This window comes from Chitinophagales bacterium (assembly GCA_041392475.1).
In the GTDB taxonomy this organism is placed as follows: Bacteria; Bacteroidota; Bacteroidia; order Chitinophagales; family UBA2359; genus JAUHXA01.
In genome coordinates, this window is the sequence record JAWKLZ010000001.1 from 1,036,950 (window position 1) to 1,055,508 (window position 18,559).

General features: G+C 37.2%; 14 protein-coding genes. 4 read left to right on the forward strand and 10 right to left on the reverse strand.

Features of this window, described 5'->3' with window-relative positions; genetic code table 11:
- Position 1: 1 nt before the first annotated feature.
- The 9 genes from R3E32_03835 to R3E32_03875 all read right to left on the reverse strand — a co-directional run bounded on the left by R3E32_03835 (position 2) and on the right by R3E32_03875 (position 8,384).
- Positions 2–619, reverse strand: coding sequence for a toll/interleukin-1 receptor domain-containing protein (locus R3E32_03835; protein ID MEZ4883847.1), 618 nt, complete (start codon positions 617–619; stop codon positions 2–4).
- 215 nt (positions 620–834) lie between these two features.
- Positions 835–1,488, reverse strand: coding sequence for an AAA family ATPase (locus R3E32_03840; protein MEZ4883848.1), 654 nt, complete (start codon positions 1,486–1,488; stop codon positions 835–837).
- A 301-nt stretch (positions 1,489–1,789) separates the two neighbouring features.
- Positions 1,790–2,290: a hypothetical protein gene (locus tag R3E32_03845; protein ID MEZ4883849.1), complete on the reverse strand. Its 501-nt coding sequence runs from the start codon at positions 2,288–2,290 to the stop codon at positions 1,790–1,792.
- A gap of 551 nt (positions 2,291–2,841) precedes the next feature.
- Positions 2,842–3,324 carry a hypothetical protein gene (locus R3E32_03850; GenBank protein ID MEZ4883850.1) on the reverse strand — a complete coding sequence of 161 codons (483 nt, stop codon included), beginning with the start codon at positions 3,322–3,324 and terminating at the stop codon, positions 2,842–2,844.
- A 12-nt stretch (positions 3,325–3,336) separates the two neighbouring features.
- A complete protein-coding gene (locus R3E32_03855) occupies positions 3,337–4,041 on the reverse strand; it encodes a hypothetical protein (GenBank protein ID MEZ4883851.1) in 705 nt (234 codons plus the stop codon).
- A 169-nt stretch (positions 4,042–4,210) separates the two neighbouring features.
- The gene (locus R3E32_03860; protein ID MEZ4883852.1) at positions 4,211–4,897 is read right to left on the reverse strand and encodes an IPTL-CTERM sorting domain-containing protein; all 687 of its coding nucleotides are present in this window, start codon (positions 4,895–4,897) and stop codon (positions 4,211–4,213) included.
- 76 nt (positions 4,898–4,973) lie between these two features.
- On the reverse strand, positions 4,974–6,203 hold the full coding sequence (locus R3E32_03865) for a hypothetical protein (GenBank protein ID MEZ4883853.1): 1,230 nt from the start codon (positions 6,201–6,203) through the stop codon (positions 4,974–4,976).
- 265 nt (positions 6,204–6,468) lie between these two features.
- Positions 6,469–6,693: a hypothetical protein gene (locus tag R3E32_03870; protein ID MEZ4883854.1), complete on the reverse strand. Its 225-nt coding sequence runs from the start codon at positions 6,691–6,693 to the stop codon at positions 6,469–6,471.
- A gap of 74 nt (positions 6,694–6,767) precedes the next feature.
- A complete protein-coding gene (locus R3E32_03875) occupies positions 6,768–8,384 on the reverse strand; it encodes an AAA family ATPase (protein MEZ4883855.1) in 1,617 nt (538 codons plus the stop codon).
- A 14-nt stretch (positions 8,385–8,398) separates the two neighbouring features.
- Between R3E32_03875 and R3E32_03880 the strand changes: the two genes are divergently transcribed.
- Together R3E32_03880 and R3E32_03885 are read left to right on the forward strand one after the other, a co-directional pair.
- Entirely contained in the window at positions 8,399–8,614 is a 216-nt protein-coding gene (locus R3E32_03880; GenBank protein ID MEZ4883856.1) for a hypothetical protein, read from the forward strand.
- A 530-nt stretch (positions 8,615–9,144) separates the two neighbouring features.
- Positions 9,145–9,423 (forward strand): hypothetical protein, encoded by a 279-nt coding sequence (locus tag R3E32_03885; protein ID MEZ4883857.1) that lies wholly within the window; start codon positions 9,145–9,147, stop codon positions 9,421–9,423.
- A gap of 18 nt (positions 9,424–9,441) precedes the next feature.
- Here R3E32_03885 and R3E32_03890 read toward each other — a convergent pair whose 3' ends face one another.
- Positions 9,442–10,878 carry a hypothetical protein gene (locus R3E32_03890; GenBank protein MEZ4883858.1) on the reverse strand — a complete coding sequence of 479 codons (1,437 nt, stop codon included), beginning with the start codon at positions 10,876–10,878 and terminating at the stop codon, positions 9,442–9,444.
- 39 nt (positions 10,879–10,917) lie between these two features.
- On the opposite strand from R3E32_03890, the gene R3E32_03895 reads away from it, so the two are divergent.
- Together R3E32_03895 and R3E32_03900 are read left to right on the forward strand one after the other, a co-directional pair.
- Positions 10,918–14,451, forward strand: coding sequence for an ATP-dependent RecD-like DNA helicase (locus tag R3E32_03895; GenBank protein MEZ4883859.1), 3,534 nt, complete (start codon positions 10,918–10,920; stop codon positions 14,449–14,451).
- A 402-nt stretch (positions 14,452–14,853) separates the two neighbouring features.
- On the forward strand, positions 14,854–18,384 hold the full coding sequence (locus tag R3E32_03900; protein MEZ4883860.1) for an ATP-binding protein: 3,531 nt from the start codon (positions 14,854–14,856) through the stop codon (positions 18,382–18,384).
- Positions 18,385–18,559: the final 175 nt, after the last annotated feature.

The following is an 18,559-nucleotide window of genomic DNA, read 5'->3' on the forward strand; positions in this document are numbered from 1 at the left end:
TTTACGAAAAATCGGCTTTGTCAATTTTTTCGATGTTGTAAATCTTTTCAGCCGTTTGGTGAATGGTTTTGCTCCCTGCTGCTTCATTGGGAGCGGGGTTCTCGTTTTCTTCCTCTTTGGAGAAAATTTCTTCAAAAGCACTGACATTGCCACTTTTGTAGTCGCTTAGGTTTTCGACAACGCTACGGATTTGGGAAGTGATGTGTTGGTAAGCTTCATCTTGATTGTCCCATGAAGTGACAGCTTTGCCATTGGAGGGCAGAGCAGCGTATTTTTCTACACCCAAGCCTTTGTAATCTACCGAACGCAATAGAATAGGTATCACAACGACCTCTTTCTTTTCGGCTCGATGTAGGGCTTTTTGTAGTTGCTCATCGTGTAGGTAATCATCTGCAAGGGCATCCGCACTCATCAACAACAAAATGATGTCGGCTGCTGCTAAATGTTGTTGAATACTTTCGTTCCAATTTTCGCCTGCATGTATTTTTCCTGCATCAAAAGAGGTAATGATGCCTTGCCTTTGCAAAGCAGACAAATGTTTCTCCAATGCTTTTTTATGGACTTCATCTTGGGCAGCATAAGAGATAAATATCTGGGTGGGGTGATTGTGTGTTTCCATCTTATGGCTTTGTCATTTAGTTGCAGTGGTGAATGTTCTTTGCATATTAATTGATTTTCCTATGCAAACTTATTACTTTTCCAAAGATGCTAAAAACAAACTAAAATGACAAAACTTCAAGTATATTTTATGTTATAAGACAACCCATAACTTTTAACATTACAATTACATGACAAACATACCATCACTGCAAACTGTTGGTGCTACTACTCCAATTATCGACCAAGTCTACCTTTGAGTTGCTTGACATAGCGATTGCCGAATTGTCCATTGGTTTTGTTCATCGCAAAGATGGAGGTCACAAAATTGGCCAAATGAGCAGAACCTCCCAGATGGGTGAGGTTGAGTGAAGCACCTGCATTGACCTTGGTGGTGTGTCCAATGACCATGATGGACATACCGCTGATTTCTTTGAGGTCTTTGAGGTAGTTCATCACTTCAAGCGCAATGTTGGTATCTTGGGTGCTTTCGGTGTGTAGGAAGCTGATATTGTCCACGATGATGACATCTGGATTCACCCGTTCTACCTCTTTTTTGATGGCTTCCATCACGACGACCGAACCACGCTTGCCGAAATGCTTGGCTCTAAACTGGGGGTTGATGTCCGTTCGCATGAAGTTTTCGCTGAAGTGGTAGGCACTTTCTCCTGTGGAATAACGTTTGGAAAACTCTATATCGTTGAGTTCAAAGTCAAAGAGCAGTACCCGCTTGGGTTCACATTCGTTGGGTAGAAAGGACAAATCTACCGAGAGACCTTTCGAAATAGCATCGGCTGTCTGTACGGCTAAGACGGTCTTGCCCATTCCTGGCGAACTAAAGAAAATCACCAATTCGCCTTCCATCCACAAATTGCCCATCATTTGACGCATCAATAGGCCCTGTCCATCTTTTACGCATTGCCTGGCGGTTCGGGTGCGGAAATAGGAGGTGGTTTTTTTTCTATGGAAGGTAGCTCTTGTCTTTTTTTGAGTAAGCTCATGTTTTTGTGTGTTTAATGTGTTTGGGTTGATAATTGTGTTTTGAGAATAAAATTTAATCCGCAATTACAATCCGTTTTTCTATTCAAAATAGTGGTGAACTTATTGGGTTCTTTGAATCAATAGTTGGTTTTCTATTAAGGCTCAAAGAACAAGTTTCACATTTGAAATGAAACCTTCGATTACTCCATCCTCACAATATCCAATAGCGCACCTTGGGTTGTTCATTGTGCAGTTCTATTCTCAGGTGAAAACCCCACGAACGGGGATGCTTGTTTCGGATACGTGCTTCTCGCTCACTCGCTTCACTGGCTTGAAGGGCTGCTCGGACAGTGAGATTTTGGAGACGCTGAAGTAGTTCTCCATAAGCCGTCAATCGTTGTTGGTGTTGGGCTATTTTTTGGCGGTAGTTATTGGTGTCTTTTCCCTCACGTTTGAGTTTTTGGAGTGTAAATTCCATCTTCTCCAATATGGCTCTGTCTTCATAAAGTAAATTGTTACAGACATCCAATAAAACATTGAAGGGAAGCAAAGCCACGTCCACTTCCGTATCATCGGGTACACCTATTTTGTCAACTAAGTCCCCAATAAGCTCATCCAATTGGATAGCATTTTCATTTCCTTTGTCGTATTCTTGTTGGAGAATGACCGACGCATGGTCTATAAATTCCGCAATGTCATTGGCTGTTAGCATGTGTTCTATTGGGTGTTTGGGTTGATAATTGTTTTTGGTACTGTGTAACGGAAATTGCTTTGCATTTGAGCAGCATCGCTGTATATCTACATGTAACAATAAGGCTAAATATATTTTCTTCAAGGGGCCTAGTAGCGTCGACACCGCACGCAGTCAATCAGTCGCTAATTCGTGCCGAAGCTACGCTTCTCTGATTCATTTCTTAAAGCATTTTCTACAAATAGTGCCTGGACTACGCCCTTTTGAAAGTAACGTAACTTTCGTTTCATTGTATTTGGGTGTTCATGTATAAGAATATGTAGGTTCTTTGACAAAATCTGTGATTTGAGACTTCGGAAGTTTGCCGCTTAAAAAACCAGCAACCTATTTCGCTAAAAATGAATCTCTTATGAAATAAAAATTCCGAAGTCTTTAATGCTCCCACAAAAATTGTCAAAGAACCAATATGTATTATCTCGCTTCCTACATCTTACATCCTGCATCTTACATCCTGCATCTTACATCCTGCATCTTACATCCTGCATCTTACATCCTGCATCTTACATCTCTCATCAAAAAGGCAAATCATCGTCAGTACCCTTGTCGTTTTCATTGGGTAGTTCTACATGGGCATAGGCTTTTAGGCAGCTATTGCAGAGGGCTAAAGGGTCAGTAGGATGGATAAAATTCTTGTACCGATAGCCTGTATGTTCTTCGATGGAAGCCCGAATAAAATAAACTTCAATAGGTACAGGACTTTTATCGCTGTGAAAAAGGATGTAGCGGTCGTCACAAAATTTTTTGAAGGCATTTTGGGTTTCAGTAGCCAAATGCATCAACCGCTCTCTGTCTTTGTTCTTGTCTTCCCCATTGGGATATTCGCCTATTTTTAGCTGCAAAATAATCGGTTGTCCATTGCGGTCGTAGGAGCATACAGTGACCAATACGCCTACTTTGTCTCTTTGAGGGAGTTCCTGCGTGCGTGTATGAAAATACAGGTCTCTGTTGGCTACTTGCAGAAACTGAAAGGAATATTCGTAATATAGCGGCAACATATATTAATTGATTTAGGGGTTGGTTATGAATTGTGCAACATCTATTCGCTTCCACCTGCAAAACTGCACCACTGCGCCAAACAAATCTGCAATCTGCTGCAATTGACTGCGTTCATTCGTGGAGGTGGGCGTGTGAGTAGCACCTACTTTTTCGTAGAGGAGGCGGTGACTGTCCGATAGATAACTCACAAAGTCCCGCAATCGAACGGGTGATTGTCGCTCCAATGATACGGCATAGAGATGTGCCATCAGCAGCGGTATCAATTCGGATAGGTCTGCCGCCATATAGTGTCGGCTGTTGGCATAGGACAAAATGTATCGTCGGCGGGTATTCCAAAGTGCTTCATACACCCTAAGCTGTTCGACCTTTAGACAAAAGTTGTGGGCTATGCGGTGAAAAATAGGGGCATGAGTCGTTTCCGTATTGGTGAGCAGCACTTTGGTGGCGTACAGTCGCTGACAATCTGCCACAAAACGCACGATGTCTGCTACCTCCAACAAATGACCGAGTTCTACTGCTCTTTCTATCAGGTTGGCATCTATGCAGACCTGCAATGAATGTTCGGCTGCCTGCTGTTCGATTTCACAAACCTGCGCTTCTTGTCGTTTGCTCAGACAGTGCGGACACACTTCTACGCCATTGAAGTAGGTCGGATTGGACTTGTCGGGAAGATAGACTTCCTGGCAGTCCTCACAGTTTTCTTGTCGTGGTTTCATTTGGGGGATAGTGTTTAAAATAATTTTACAAAAGAATGACCTTGGTTTTTAGTAAAAAACTAATTATTTTAGTATTGCGCCAAATATACTACATTATTTTTCAAACTGGGTAAAGTTTCTGCAATTTTTTTTATTTTTTTTTTGAACGACTGTACTTCAAAAGCTTGAATCAAATATTGAGATTCTTTTTCGGTTGTACCAAGACCAATGTACCTACTGTCATCAGCAACAAAGCCAAAATAAGCAAGCCCCATTCGGAAAGGGTGGGGACAGGAGGGGTTGAATCTGTAAGCTGCACATCTGCTGACCAGCCACAAGTATTCACTACAGTACTAAACCTTGAAGCAAGGGTAAGACATCCATTTGTAGAGGTGAATAGAGTGCCTGTGCTCCCTACCATTAACGATAGCTCCTCACCCTCAACACTCGAGTTATAAAGTTCAGGGTCTGTTGATGTGGGGTTGGTTGAACTTCCACTTGAATTACTAGCAGTAACTGGTGCAGCCCCATCAAAAATGGCCAACCAATCAAAATTACCAAAAACTCTAAATTCAGTAAAGTTGATTGAAATTTGCTGCCCAGGAGGAGCACAATAGGTGGTGACAGTGATGCAGCCACAATTTGGGTAATTCCCCAAAGGCCCTTCAATAGTCGAACTACAGTCACCTCCAGGCCCTCCATTCATTCCATCAGAGGCATCGTGAACGCTGTCGCCAGTTGATGGATAGATAGTTGTTGTTGTACCTGCATCAGGAACAATCTGAGTCTGAGCTAAAGAAGAGAGTGAAAATACAAGTAGGAAAACGGGGACAAAGTGTCTTAAACAGTTGAATAAAATGGTAAAAGATTTGGGCATTTTTTTTTAGTCTTTAAAGGTTTCAAATATATTCTCTATTTAATTTTTTGACACTTACAATGTAGCCATTTTTTGGTCAAAATCCAAATCTAAACGACATGCCATAATTGTCGTTTCTTTGTTGTCCTACAAGCAATGAATAGGTTCCGTCCTCTTGTTGGAGATATGCCCTTTTGGGAGCATGGTCGTACAGCACCCTATAATGTATCACAATGGAGAAATTCTTTTCTATTTGAATGGAAAAGCTGGATACCAAATCTACAAATAAATCGTACCTTCTATCTTCCAAATCTCCTTGACTGACAGTGCTGAATCCTTTCCCCAAAGGCATTTTAAAATAAGGATAAATTTTCAACTTGTATTTGTCTTTTGGTTGCCATGCAAAAGTGGGTCGCAACTCCCATCTGAGCTTATTTGTTGCAGTAAAATCTTGGCTTATAAGCGTGTCCATTCCATTGAAGTTCAAATTATTTGTTGCCATCGCATCTTCCAATTCATAATAGATGCCTATCAAAAGCCCCAGTCTCAACTTACTGTACTTTTTATAGTTTGACCTAACATATTTCTCACGGGTATCGACGATGGTATTTAGTTCGGGTTCCGTAATGTTTAGTATACTCTTTTTCAGATAACATTCTTTTAAACACCTTTTTAAATCCGTACCATAAGACTCATATTTGGGAATGTTCTCCAAGCTCTTCAAATTGCTTTTCCCTTGTGTGGTCATCCTATTTTTTGAGAAAAAATTCAATATGAAACCAGCTCCCGTTTCGTATCTCTGTTCAATTCCAAGAAAGTTGTTGCTAAACCTCTTTACAAACACATAATTTTCCAGCCACAAACCATCATTTGTAGCCTCAGAGTCGGGAACGAATGGATGAAAATCAAAGGACATATCGATATCAGAAATATTTTCTTGAAATACTCCATTTTGTATCGTCGTCTGCAAGTTCAATGAAAACTCTACTTCATGAGGATAAGCTCCTTTTTCTAAACTTGCATGTACACCAATTCTGAATAGATTCCTAATGTCGTTTTCGTTTCCACTGAATGAAAAACCCGCTTTTCCATTTAGTTCGTGTTCTTCACCCCAATACTCATTGAAGTAATCCAATAATTGCTGCATTTCCATTATTTCTAAGGAGTCTTTTTGGTACTTGTCGGCATCTGATGTATCCAGATTGAACACTTTGTGGGAACTGATGCGATTGTACACTTCTAAGAAGTCTCTATCGGAATTTTGTGCAGAAAGGGTATGAAGTAGCACAAACGGAAGCAGAATGATTGTCAATAGTTTTTTTTGCATGGATTTTTGTCTTTTAGGTTTTGAATTGAGGGAGTAGCGTTACTGGGCGTGCGATGAAAATAAAGATAAGTAGTTGAAGGGGAAATATCAAACGAAAAGTTTGGCAACCGTTGGAGTGGGGTTTACTTAATAGTGGAAGCGAAACACTTTACTTATTGATAGTCATTCCTTTAGGTGTTTCACCAATATTGAAGGAGGTAGGGGGTTCTTTTGTTTTTTAAGGAGTGAAACACTTTATTGATTGATTGTCATTATGTTAGGTGTTTCAAGGATGTTTCGGAAGGTTGTCGTTCCAAGTGTCGCCAATGACATCCCCCTCACCCCCTTCAAAGGGGGAATTCGGATGTTGAGCGAACTCTTTACTCACCAAGTGAAAACTCGCAAACGTTTGGAAAACTTGGCGACGTTGGAACGACTCCACTTCAACTGTTGAGCGACCTTTCCGTTCCGAGTGTCGCCAAATCCTTCGGATGTTGAGCGAACTCTTCACTTACCAAGTGAAAACGTTGACAACACCCAACGGCTTTGTCGACGTTTGAACGACTGGCGACATTTGAACAATTACTACCTATGCTGTTTCAATTCCCCATCAATATTCAGAACAGGTTTACCCAATTTGGAGTCTTTTTTGACTAAAAAACCAACTGCAAACAACCAAACCTCCTTGTCCATTCCCTCAAAAGGCTCAAAGTATTTATGACTGCTGATTTGGGTCATGGCTTGCTTCAAAAGATACGCCATCGTTCCCTTTTCACCATACTTAAACTCGATGATGTAAACCATCTCGTCCATCTCCAAGGTACAGTCTATGCGCCCCTTATCCGTAGAGCCTTCCAAATGAGAGCGAATACCCAATAGAGATAAAACCAAATAAAACAAACCGTGATAGTAGGCTTCACTGGCTTGCTTGCGATGTTGATAGGGCAATGCGCTGAAAAGAGAGCGCAGAATTTTTAAGAATCCATCTTTGTCTTGATTTTGCAGTGCCGTTCTCAATTTGATGGCGTTATAATTAATATTCGCAACATTCTGATTGGAAAACACTTCCAATATAAATGCATTGAAGGACTGTCTGACTTCCGAATTGGGATAATTGAGGGTGTACAAGTCACCGATTTCTGTTTCAAAAATATTTGTAATGGTCAAATAACCCGTTTCATATAGCAGTTTTTCAAGTGGAATTCGTGTTGTCAAATCATAGCTACTATCCAACATAGCTGTTTCTATATTCTCGAACTCTTCCATTGTCGGTACAGTCTCTCTTTCAATGGCGTATTTCTCTTTTATCAGTTTTATTAGAATGGCAGGTGTTCCTGTTTCAAACCAATAGTTGTTGAATTTTTGGTCTTGAAAGACATTTACAATCGAGTAGGGATTGAAGAGTCTGCTTTTGCCATCCCAAGAATAGCCATCATACCAAGTAGTTATCTCCTCTAAGAGTTCTGTTTCTGTGGTTTGTTCCTTTGCAGCAAACTGACGGATATAATCTCCAAAATATTGCTTCAACTCTTCCATAGTAAAACCCAGAATATTGACAAACTGAGGCTTTAAGCTCACATCTTTCATCAAATTGACGACCGAAAAGATGGACATCTTGGCGAATTTGGAGATGCCTGTAAAGAATACAAACTTGAGTTCATTATTGGAGGCTTTGAGAATACTGTAAAAATCACGCAAGGAGTTTTGGAAATCTTCTGCCGCCTTCATGTTCGTAATATTGCGAGCAATTGGGGCATCGTATTCATCTATCAATACCACTACCTCTTTGCCCGTTTTTTCATAAATCTCCAATATCAAATCATTCATCATAGCAGCATAATTTTGGGAATAGAGTTTAACCTTATGCTGACGAGCATATTTATTCATCAATTTAGCCATTTGGTTCTCGAAGGATTCAAAATCATTGTACGTAATGCGTCCAAAATCAATCCGAATCACAGGATATTCTTTCCATTCTATCTTATCCTCTATCCACAAACCTTTGAACAGCTCTTTTTTGCCTTGAAACATAGCTTCCAAGGTGCTGATTAATAGAGATTTACCAAATCTACGGGGGCGAGATAAAAAAATATAGCGACTGTAATTTATTAACTCATATATTTCTTTGGTTTTATCTACATAGACATACCCTTCTTCTATTATTCTTGTGAAAGCCGATTCTGCTAAAGGTAGTTTTTTCATCTAATTCAATTCTTTTGAAGCAAAACAGATGGGAAGATACAAAAGTTTCAGTTGTTGTTTTTGATGCTCCGCTCCGAGTGTCGCCAAACCCTTCGGGTGTTGAGCGAACTCTGCACTACCTAAGAGAAAACTCGCAAATGTTTGGAAAACTTGGCGACGTTGGAACGACTCCACTTCAACTGTTGAGCGACCTTTCCGTTCCGAGTGTCGCCAAATCCTTCGGATGTTGAGCGAACTCTTTACTCACCAAGTGAAAACTCGCAAATATTTGAAAAACTTGGCGGCGTTTGAACGACTCCACTTCAACTGTTGAGCGACCTTTCCGTTCCGAGTGTCGCCAAATCCTTCGGATGTTGAGCGAACTCTTCACTCACCAACCGAAACCAAACCTCCCAAATCGTTTTCATCTTTTCCGATCGAGATTGGACTTGCTACCTCTCCGAAACCGACCGAAAATCCACCGTCCAAGTAAGCTACACCCAACTCTAAGCCTTTTCTTTTTTACTGCCAAAAAAGCCGAGCGCAGCGATTTAAAAAAGCTGCCACTCTAATACGTTCCATAAAATGCTACAAATCTGAATAAAATATCCTAAATCTGTTAAAATTATTCCCAATTCGTTATATATTGCAGCCACTTACAATTATCAATCAAGACAATTGTTGAAATAAAAGGCAACTCAAGTATTAAAATTCTACTTAAAATTGCGGACGAAAGCGGTAAAGTAAGAGTAAACCACCTCATTAAAGAAACAGCTGTATTATGAAGTACAACCCTCGCTACTCCCTGAAACATTTATCGATAAGAGTGCCGTGGCATGACCATGCTTGGGATGGTACTATCTGTACCAATCCAAAAGCCAATGGAGCTTGCTTAATATTAAAAAATTGCGCTCTCAATCGCAATGATGAATTGGAACAGCAATTGGCAGGAAAGTCACTGAGAGACGATGACGTAACTGAACAACAGTATCCTACTTGTATAAAATTAGACTTTGGACAAAAGAATCCCATTCAACCTTCGGTTGAGCTAAAAACATAATAATATTTTCTTATATTATCACTTGATTTGTTCAATATTTTGCTTGTAATTTTGTTCATTTTTGAGTTTTTTCTTTGGTTTCTGCTTCGGTTTCTGCTTTAAGACGGTTCCTTTCTTACGCCCCTTTCCATTTTTAGACTCTTGAGGTTTGAAGGGTCGAATATCAAAAGTAGAAAAAAGTCTTTTTGCTCCTTTTCGGGTCATTGCAACTGACTTTCTCTGTTTGTTCTGTTGAGCTCTTTTTACTTCAGGCAGATATTCTTCCCATGGATTGACACAAACTTCGGTTTCTGTGGATGCAAAGTACAAAAGCCAATAAGTCAGCTGTACTGTCCATAACCAAGCATCCAAAGCCTCTACATTAGATGTTTGGTATTTGTCGGCTAAGAATTGCTGTTTACTGAAACGATTATGAACCTCAATATCATAGCGATGTTTGTAGTCCGTTTGAATTTCGAGTGTGGTGTGCGTTCTGCGATTTTTGCCCCATACACCCACAAACATATCTCGCTTGAATAAACAAGCTCCCGTTTCTTTGTCTATGAATCGAATACACGCCAAATCAAATGGCTTATCCTCCATTTTATAGCTATTTTTACCACGCAAAAGCACATCATTCCAACGATAAATTTGAACGAGGATTTTGCGTCCTTTTGCTAAAGTGGTTTCATATTCTACTTCATCATCAGTAGCTAAATCAAAAATGGGGCGTTGGGCTTTACTAAAATATTGCTTGGTTTTGCGATGCTTAAACTTACGCACACGCTCGGTTTGTAAATAATAAGGCTCATCTTCATAAGTTTTCTTGCGTCCGCCCTTTTTTTGTTCACCACAGTAAGGTTTATACACTTTCATTCCATAGCGCACTCTACTGATTAAAAGCAGATTATCGAACTTCTCAATCAATGGACTAATAAATTCTGGAACCGTATAACTCGAATCAGAAGTGTTCGTAACTTTTGTACTTTCGGCAAAAGGTAGATTCTCATCTTCTAAGACATTACACAGTTGCTGAACGACAACACTTATTTTATCGGATTGTAAATCTACTCGTAGATTATCCAAAGGAACGCTCCAAGCAGCAGGATGTTTTTCATCATAAAGATGTAGATTAAGACATGAAATATAATATCCAATGTCTATAGGTTTATTACCATAAATGCGTACATTTGGGATATTGACAAATCCTCGTTCTGCCAATGTCCGTGATTCGGGTTTGCGTATTGTTGTAAAATCAGTAGAGAGTTTGTACTCCGATTGATAGGGCATTTTTTTGAAAAATAATTGCCGCAAATCTGATTTTAACGCTAACTTGTCTGCACCGTTAAGTTCTTCGCCAAAATCTTTCATTACTTTTCCAAGTATCGAGTAATGATATTGAAAAAATGGACTCAAACTTAGGGATGTGGGATTAGGGGCATTTACTTCACTGCCCAATGCCATAAGTACATTCACTAAAGCCTTGGCGTGCTTTATGTCTGAATTTAAAATATCATGGCAAAACTCTTTTGTAATAGCTATGTTTTTCACATAATATACTATAGCAATAGTTTTGCCTATTTTTTTTCAAACAATTTCCGTCCAAAGTCTAATATAAAAGAAAGTGGAACTTTTATGGCTTCCTTTCCTATTTACATAACACTTAAGCACCCATATATATTAAATTCTCCCAGTACACATGGTCATCTTCAACCTACACGAGTACGCTTGCCCGCTTATTCGGCAGCTGCCGTTCCTTATTTTTGGATGCGAAAAGAAAATGCAAGAGATAAATCTACTGCCTACGACTTAGACTATGACGAAATTAGAGAGCCACAATTAGATTGGGAAAAGGGAAACAATAGAAGGAGTGCTGGTAACACTGGCTGGATACAGGAAATAAGTAATCAAAAAGCATTACTCAATTGTTTTTTTGAACACCTCAAAGAAGATACATCCTTGGTATTTTTTTATGCCAAACAAGTACCTTTTGTAGAGTCATCAGGTAGAGTATTGGTAGGCGTAGGGAGGGTAGAAAAGGTTATCGAATCTGAACCATATAAGGGTAGCAATAGGCGTTTTGGGGCAGCTTATTGGGAGCACATGATTTTACACTCCATTCGTCAAGGTGGCAATAATGGCTTTCTACTGCCTTATCACGAAGCACTTGAATACCAAAAAGAAACACCTGATTTTGATATAGCCGAACTCGCCGTCATTGTTCCCAACGATAAACGTTTTGAATTTTCTTATGCTGCTGAGCATGTTAGCAATGATGGTGCTATTCGTGTTTTGTTGGATTGCTTGAAGTCCTTAGAAAAAGCAGAAGCCCTGAATATTGGTAGCCATCATCAGCAATACATTCAATGGATACATCGGGAAATTGCCGCCTTAGAAAAGCTAAGGGGAGCTTACCCTGGTATAGGTGCAGCTCTTTGTGCTTTTGGCATAGAAAAAGGGCATTTTGTCGCAGCTGAAATTATCAACAAGCTCAAAGACGATACAGAAAACCCGTGGCATCTGTTTGAAAAAGCATTGGACAATCCCAAAGGCATATTATCTGATGCTGTAGTAGAATTAATTCCTTTTAATTCTAAAAAACTATATCGGATATTAAAAACAAAAGCTATCCCTACTCGAATCAAGTTTCTGCATTTGCTCAGTAGATTTGACCTGAGTATTGATCAAGCAAAATGGCTCTTTGTAGCAGAAGAAAGAGAGAAATTGAATATCCTTCGAAAGGATAGGGAATATCTTGACAACCCCTACCTCATCTATGAAGACTTGCGCTTTACCATTTCTCCCATAGCATTAAATACCATAGACTTAGGGCTATTTCTTAAAAATGCCTCAAACAATTTATTTCCTAATCAACTTGTTTTATCTGACCCATTTGATAGTAATCGTATAAGGGCACTCACTATTCAGCAACTAGAATGGGCAGCTTTACAAGGGCATACTTTATTGCCTCGCAAAGAAATTATCAAACAAATAAGAGAATTGTCTATTATCCCAGTTTGTGCTATTAATAGCGACTATTATGAATTAGCTGAAGAAGTTTTTAACGGGGCAATCCAGTTAGAAGAAATGAAGAATGAAGAACGAGCCTATCAATTGGTTCGTTTGTCAAAGGCAAAAGACATTATATCTCAAAAAATAAAGGATAGAGTAAATGGGAAAAGACTTCCACTAACCGCCAATTGGGCTGATTTATTGGACGAAGCCTTAAGAGAATTTACTGTTGGCGTACCTGATGATGATGAAATAAAAGCTCGCCAAGAAAAGGCAACTGCCCTTAAAGAAATTGCCGAAAGCAGATTTTCTGTTTTAATTGGTCCAGCTGGCACTGGTAAAACTACCTTATTAACTATTTTGGCAAGTCAACAAGAAGTTGAAAGCAACGGTGTATTACTATTAGCACCAACGGGCAAAGCACGGGTTCGGATGGAAGAAGTCGCAAAGAACTTACAAGTAACTTCCAAAACCTTAGCCCAATTTCTTTCAGGTTATGGTCGCTACAACGGAGAAATTCAGCAATATGTATTTTCAGACCGTTTTTGTGAAGGACAATATGAAACCGTGATTTTGGATGAAGCATCTATGCTCACCGAAGAGATGTTAGCAACGATTTTGGATTGTTTAAAAGGAGTGAAACGATTTATTCTAGTAGGTGACCACAGGCAACTGCCGCCAATAGGTGCAGGAAGACCATTTGTAGATATTATTCAGTATTTAAAACCCGAAGGGATAGAAACTACCTTCCCCCGTTATGGAAAAGGGTATTCAGAACTTACCATCAAAAGACGACAAGGCGGAGCTAACAGAGAGGATTTACAACTAGCAGAATGGTTTAGTGGCGAAGCATTAGAACCAGGTGCAGATAGTATCATCAATCAAATCATAACCAAGCCTAATTCTAAATATTTACGAGTAGAGCATTGGGAAAACGAGTCTGATTTTGATAAAATTTTTGAAACCGTATTGGTAGAGGAATTAGGAATGAAATCTATCCAAGATGTTCAGGCATTTAATCAGTCTTTGGGTTCTGCAGATGGTCGATATTTTAACAACACTAATGACGCTAATTACTTTGGTATTAAACCTTCAGTTAATAGTATTGAAGATTGGCAAGTACTTTCTCCGATTAGAGAAAAACCATTTGGTGTAAGGGCCATAAATCGTAAGATTCATCAACACTTTCGAAAGGACAAAATTGAATATTCCATAAAAGGGATAAAGAAAAGTTTTACAAATAAAGAGGGTAAGTTAATTGAATACACAGAAAAGAAACTTCCGAAACCTGTTGGTCTTGAGCAAATAGTATACGGGGATAAAGTTATAAATTTAGGTAATCATAAACGGTCTGATGTTTACCCTAAAAAAGACTCTTTAGAATATTTAGCGAACGGAGAAATTGGAATAGTTACTGGTCAATTTAAAAAAAATAACGCTAAGTATAAAGGGCCGCCAAAATTTGTTGAGATAGAATTTACATCTCAAAAAGGATTCAGATATACCTTTAAATCAAAGGATTTTAAAGAAGAAACAAATTCACTGATTGAATTAGCATATGCGTTAACAGTACATAAGGCACAGGGTAGTGAATTTGGTAAAGTATTTTTGATAGTTCCGAATCCTTGCTTTTTGTTGTCCAGAGAAATGTTATACACTTCACTTACAAGACAAAAATACAAAGTGATTTTATTGTTTCAAGGTAATGTATTTGATATTAAAGGATTGGCTTCCCCTTTAAAATCAGATACGCTGAGAAGAATAACCAATTTATTTTCAAAACCTGAGTTGGTTGAAGTAGAAGGCAATTATCTTGAAAAAAATCTAATCCATCAGGCTAGTGATGGTAAAATGCTACGCTCCAAAAGTGAACTACTCATCTATCAAAGACTGCTTGATAAGGGTGTTGAACCATTGTATGAGAAAAAACTGATTATCAAAGATGTGGAAAAACTTCCAGACTTTACTATAGAAAATGAAGAGTCGGGTGAGGTGTTTTTTTGGGAGCATTGTGGAATGCTGTTTAATGATGAATAGACTTGTACGGATTTGATTATGATAGAGTTATGTGAAAAGTGATTTGTTGTGTGCAATTATTTTCCTCTTGAAAAACATTTGTTATAATCAAAATATAGGACTCTTTTTCAAAACATTTGTTTATGAGTGTTTTAAGCATAAAATAATAAATCATTAAATATTTTCAATAATTTATTATTCACTGATTATCGAGCCGAACAAGTCTAATATAAAAAACGATGGGAAGAGAAGTATCAGTGGTATAAAGAGAATGAGATTATAGAAGAAGGGGGGGGGAAATGGTACATTAATAGTTACGGAGGATAAACCATTTGTAATGGAGGATGGAAGTGTAAGAGGGGGGATTTCCATGAAGGAAATAGATGAAATAATTAACACAAATTTTAAAAGATAACATCTTAAATGAAAATTAAGAATATCAAAGAATATCGCAGTTTTTATAAAGATGCAATTCGTGATCTGCCTACTCGGGATGAAAACTTTATTGGTAATTTCTTAGTAGAGAAAGAAACTAGAAAGAAAAAATTCGGTTGGTTCGAGATTTATCACGGAGATAAAGAAGGATACGGAAAAGCAGAAGCTGGTATTGAAAATTTTTTGCAAAGTTTTTTAGATATGGCGAAAGATGGCCAGGCGGTATATGAGTTTTTGCAAAACGCAGTAGATGCAGGTAGTACCCATTACTCAATGGTTTGGGGTAAAGATGAAATGGACGGTAACCATTATTTATTAGTAGCCAATAATGGTGACATGTTCAATTTGGATAGTATTCGTTCTATTCTCAATGTGGGTTCTTCAACCAAAACAAATAATAGTCAAACCATAGGTAAATTTGGAATTGGTTTTAAATTAGCACATCGTTTAGTTGGAAAGGATAATGGTTTACAAGAGCTAATTAATGAAAACTCTGGGCCTATCTTGTTTAGCTGGAAAAACTATGAAATAGAACAATTAGCAGACGCAGAAAGTATTGTGCCAGAAGAATTGCAATGGGTTCTAAAAGATAATGGCAATTATGAGGTGCAGGATGATAACCCTTGGCTATTCAAAATTTTAATTACTTGTTTCCCTTGTTTACCCCAAAATAATACCGTTACTGAATTGCCCAAAATGGCAAACGGAGTACAAGCAACTACCAATCCATTTGGTCAAGCAGAATATGAAGTTCTTTCCCGATGGGTAAAGAAAAATCAAAAAATACTGAATAAAGAAACCTATAAGGAAGGTGCTTTATTCTTTATTAAATTGGGTTCAGGAAAAGAAGAAGAACTGACAGAAGAAAACCTCAGAGAAGGGGTAAAATTTGCCATAGCCATACTGAAAGAAACTGCTCCTGATGATGAAAAGGATACAAAGTTATTACAAACAGTCCAACTGAATGATGATGAGCCAATAACCTATCCTGATTTAGAATACATCAAGTTAAGTATTGATAAAGAAAATGATAAAGATACCTATGCTCATGTTCGTTTTGGAGTAAATCGTTTTGAAGATTTAAGCCCTGAACAAGAGAGAAGATTAGCAGATGAAGCGAATATTGAAGCCCTCTTTGGTTTTAGAAAACATAACGAAATAGGTGAGTTTTTTAAAGGAGCACCAAACTTATACTTGTATTTCCCATTATCAGAAGAAGTACACAACTTCAATTACATACTTCATTCCAATGCTTTTTACAAAGGTAGTTCAAGAACATTTTTGCATAAAGGCAACACTAAGGAAGACGGTATAAACGAACGACTATTAAAGGTAATTGTATCTAAAATTGAGGCTAAGCTTACCGAACTTTCTGGTTCTGAAATACAATCCGACAAATCTCTATTTCTTCATTTTTATGCAGCACTTTTAACATCTGGTGAGAGCACCAATCAAGATAGACTTTGGATAGAAACACCTTACATCAATCCTATAAACGAACGATTAAAGAAATTTATACCTGTTCGGAATTTATTAGCAAAAGAAGGCTACACAATTGTAGCAGACAGCAGCAAGATTTTTATTAAAAAAACCAATATCGGAATTGATACCAGTACTTGGGGATTAGCCCATGTGAATTGGTTTTATTGGAATGTTGAAGATGAAGCCATTATTACAAAAAGTATCGAAAAACTTGGAATAAAAGACTATAATATTTTTGACCTGCTTAAAAATAAAGGCGTTGACACGCATATAAATACTTGGCTAAATGAAGATGATGATAAAATAAAAATAGTCTTAAATGAATTGTCTCATTTTAAAGGAGATAAAGCATTAATAGATGCTATAAAACCTCAACTCCTAAAATTAAAACTCTTTAGATTTTCAAATGGTGATTTGCTTTCATTGTCTGAATTTTTAGAGAAAGAAAAGGATGGGTACTTCTTACTACACAATACGCTTGGTGAGGTAAAAGACATTTTAATCAAAGCAGGCTTAATAACGACTACAATTGATTTAAATGAGTATAAATTCGTTGATATTTTTAGAACTTATTTATTGCAGGCCTCAAAACATAAAGGATATACGGAGCTTACACAATTGTTCAGTAATACAGCAAAAGATGAAAATTTGGCTAAACTTTCTAAATCTGAAAAGCTTAAACTTTTTGATGCTTTTAGAACATTAAATTCTGATAATGTAACAGAGAGAATTAAAGAACTAAAACTATTCAATAACAATATAGGGAAGCCTGTAGCATTCAAATCTTTATTAGTCAATCACCCCAATAGTTATTTAGATACTTTCAGCATATCAACCATAGAGTTTGACGATCAACTAAAAACGTTTTTATTAGACAACAATAAAGAGATTTATCAAAATATTGTTCACCTCTTTTGGTTTGATATATTGGAGTACATTTCGAGAAATAGCAGCAAGGTAAAAGAGGTTGTTTCCGAAATAACTGCCTTATATGAAGATAGCAGTTGGACAGAAAAACAGCAAAATTTATTATTCAATCAAGGTTTAATAATTTATGAAACAGTAGTACAAAAATCAGAAAATATTTTTTTCAATAAAGCATTGTGCTCATTGTCAGACGAAGTTTTTACAAAGGTACAAGCAATTAGTTTTAGGTTTTATGGGCTTCATATTCCTGATAAATATTTAATAAGCCACTTGGATGAAGTACCGTTGTCATATTCTTCGAGGACCAATATTAATTATACTATTCCAAATAAAGAGGTATCAATTGATGAAATAAATGATCTAATGCTTTTTTCATCATATTGTGACGTAGATTTTTTTGAAAAGAATAGTATTATTTTTAAAGACAATCAATATCTAATTGATAGTACATCAGGCTTAAAACAATTTAGCACTTCTAAGACCAGTATTGTAAGTTATATTTCTAAGCACCACCCCAATCAGTTCGTATTAATTCCAGAAGGAATAAACATTGAAAATGGAAAAATCCAATTAACTGATTCTGCATTGGTTGTTCATTTAATTGAATTATTTGGTAAAGAATCTATTGAGCAGGAATTAGATTTAATTGAAATTGTTTTAAATGAAAGGTACGATGATAAGAAAGCTTTATTAAACAAATTAACTTATCTAAAGTTAGATACCACTTGGGTTGAAGTACGACAAAATGAACTTTACCTAAAATTATTAAATGATGTCGTCATTGATAATTTAACTTCCGAAGAACTATCAAGCATTCAGGATAAACTGTTAATTTATGAAAATGATGTTGAAATAATTATTGGAAATATTGATAGTGCTCAAGATACTGTTGAGGTAAAAAGAGGTGATAGTACAATATATCTTTCACAATCGCAAATACTAAACTTAGAGAATGCTGATACGATTAAACTAATACAAGGTTTTCACGATGCAGCTTTAATTAGAATTCTCATAAATCCTACAAATGCGGATAAATTATTTAAAATTTCAAAAGTTGGCATTTCTGATGAATTGAAAAATAAGTTCATTAAGTGTTTGACAAACAATTAAATAGAAAATAGTCACCAATTAATTTTTGTTTGTCTTTCAGACAAGTTTGACAAAAATAAAATTGGAGACTTTAAATTACTCTCACAAGACAACAAATGGCGTAGTTTCAAAGGATCATTAATTATTTATACTAACCAAAACTTAAAAAATATAAATCTCGCTTATTTAATCAATG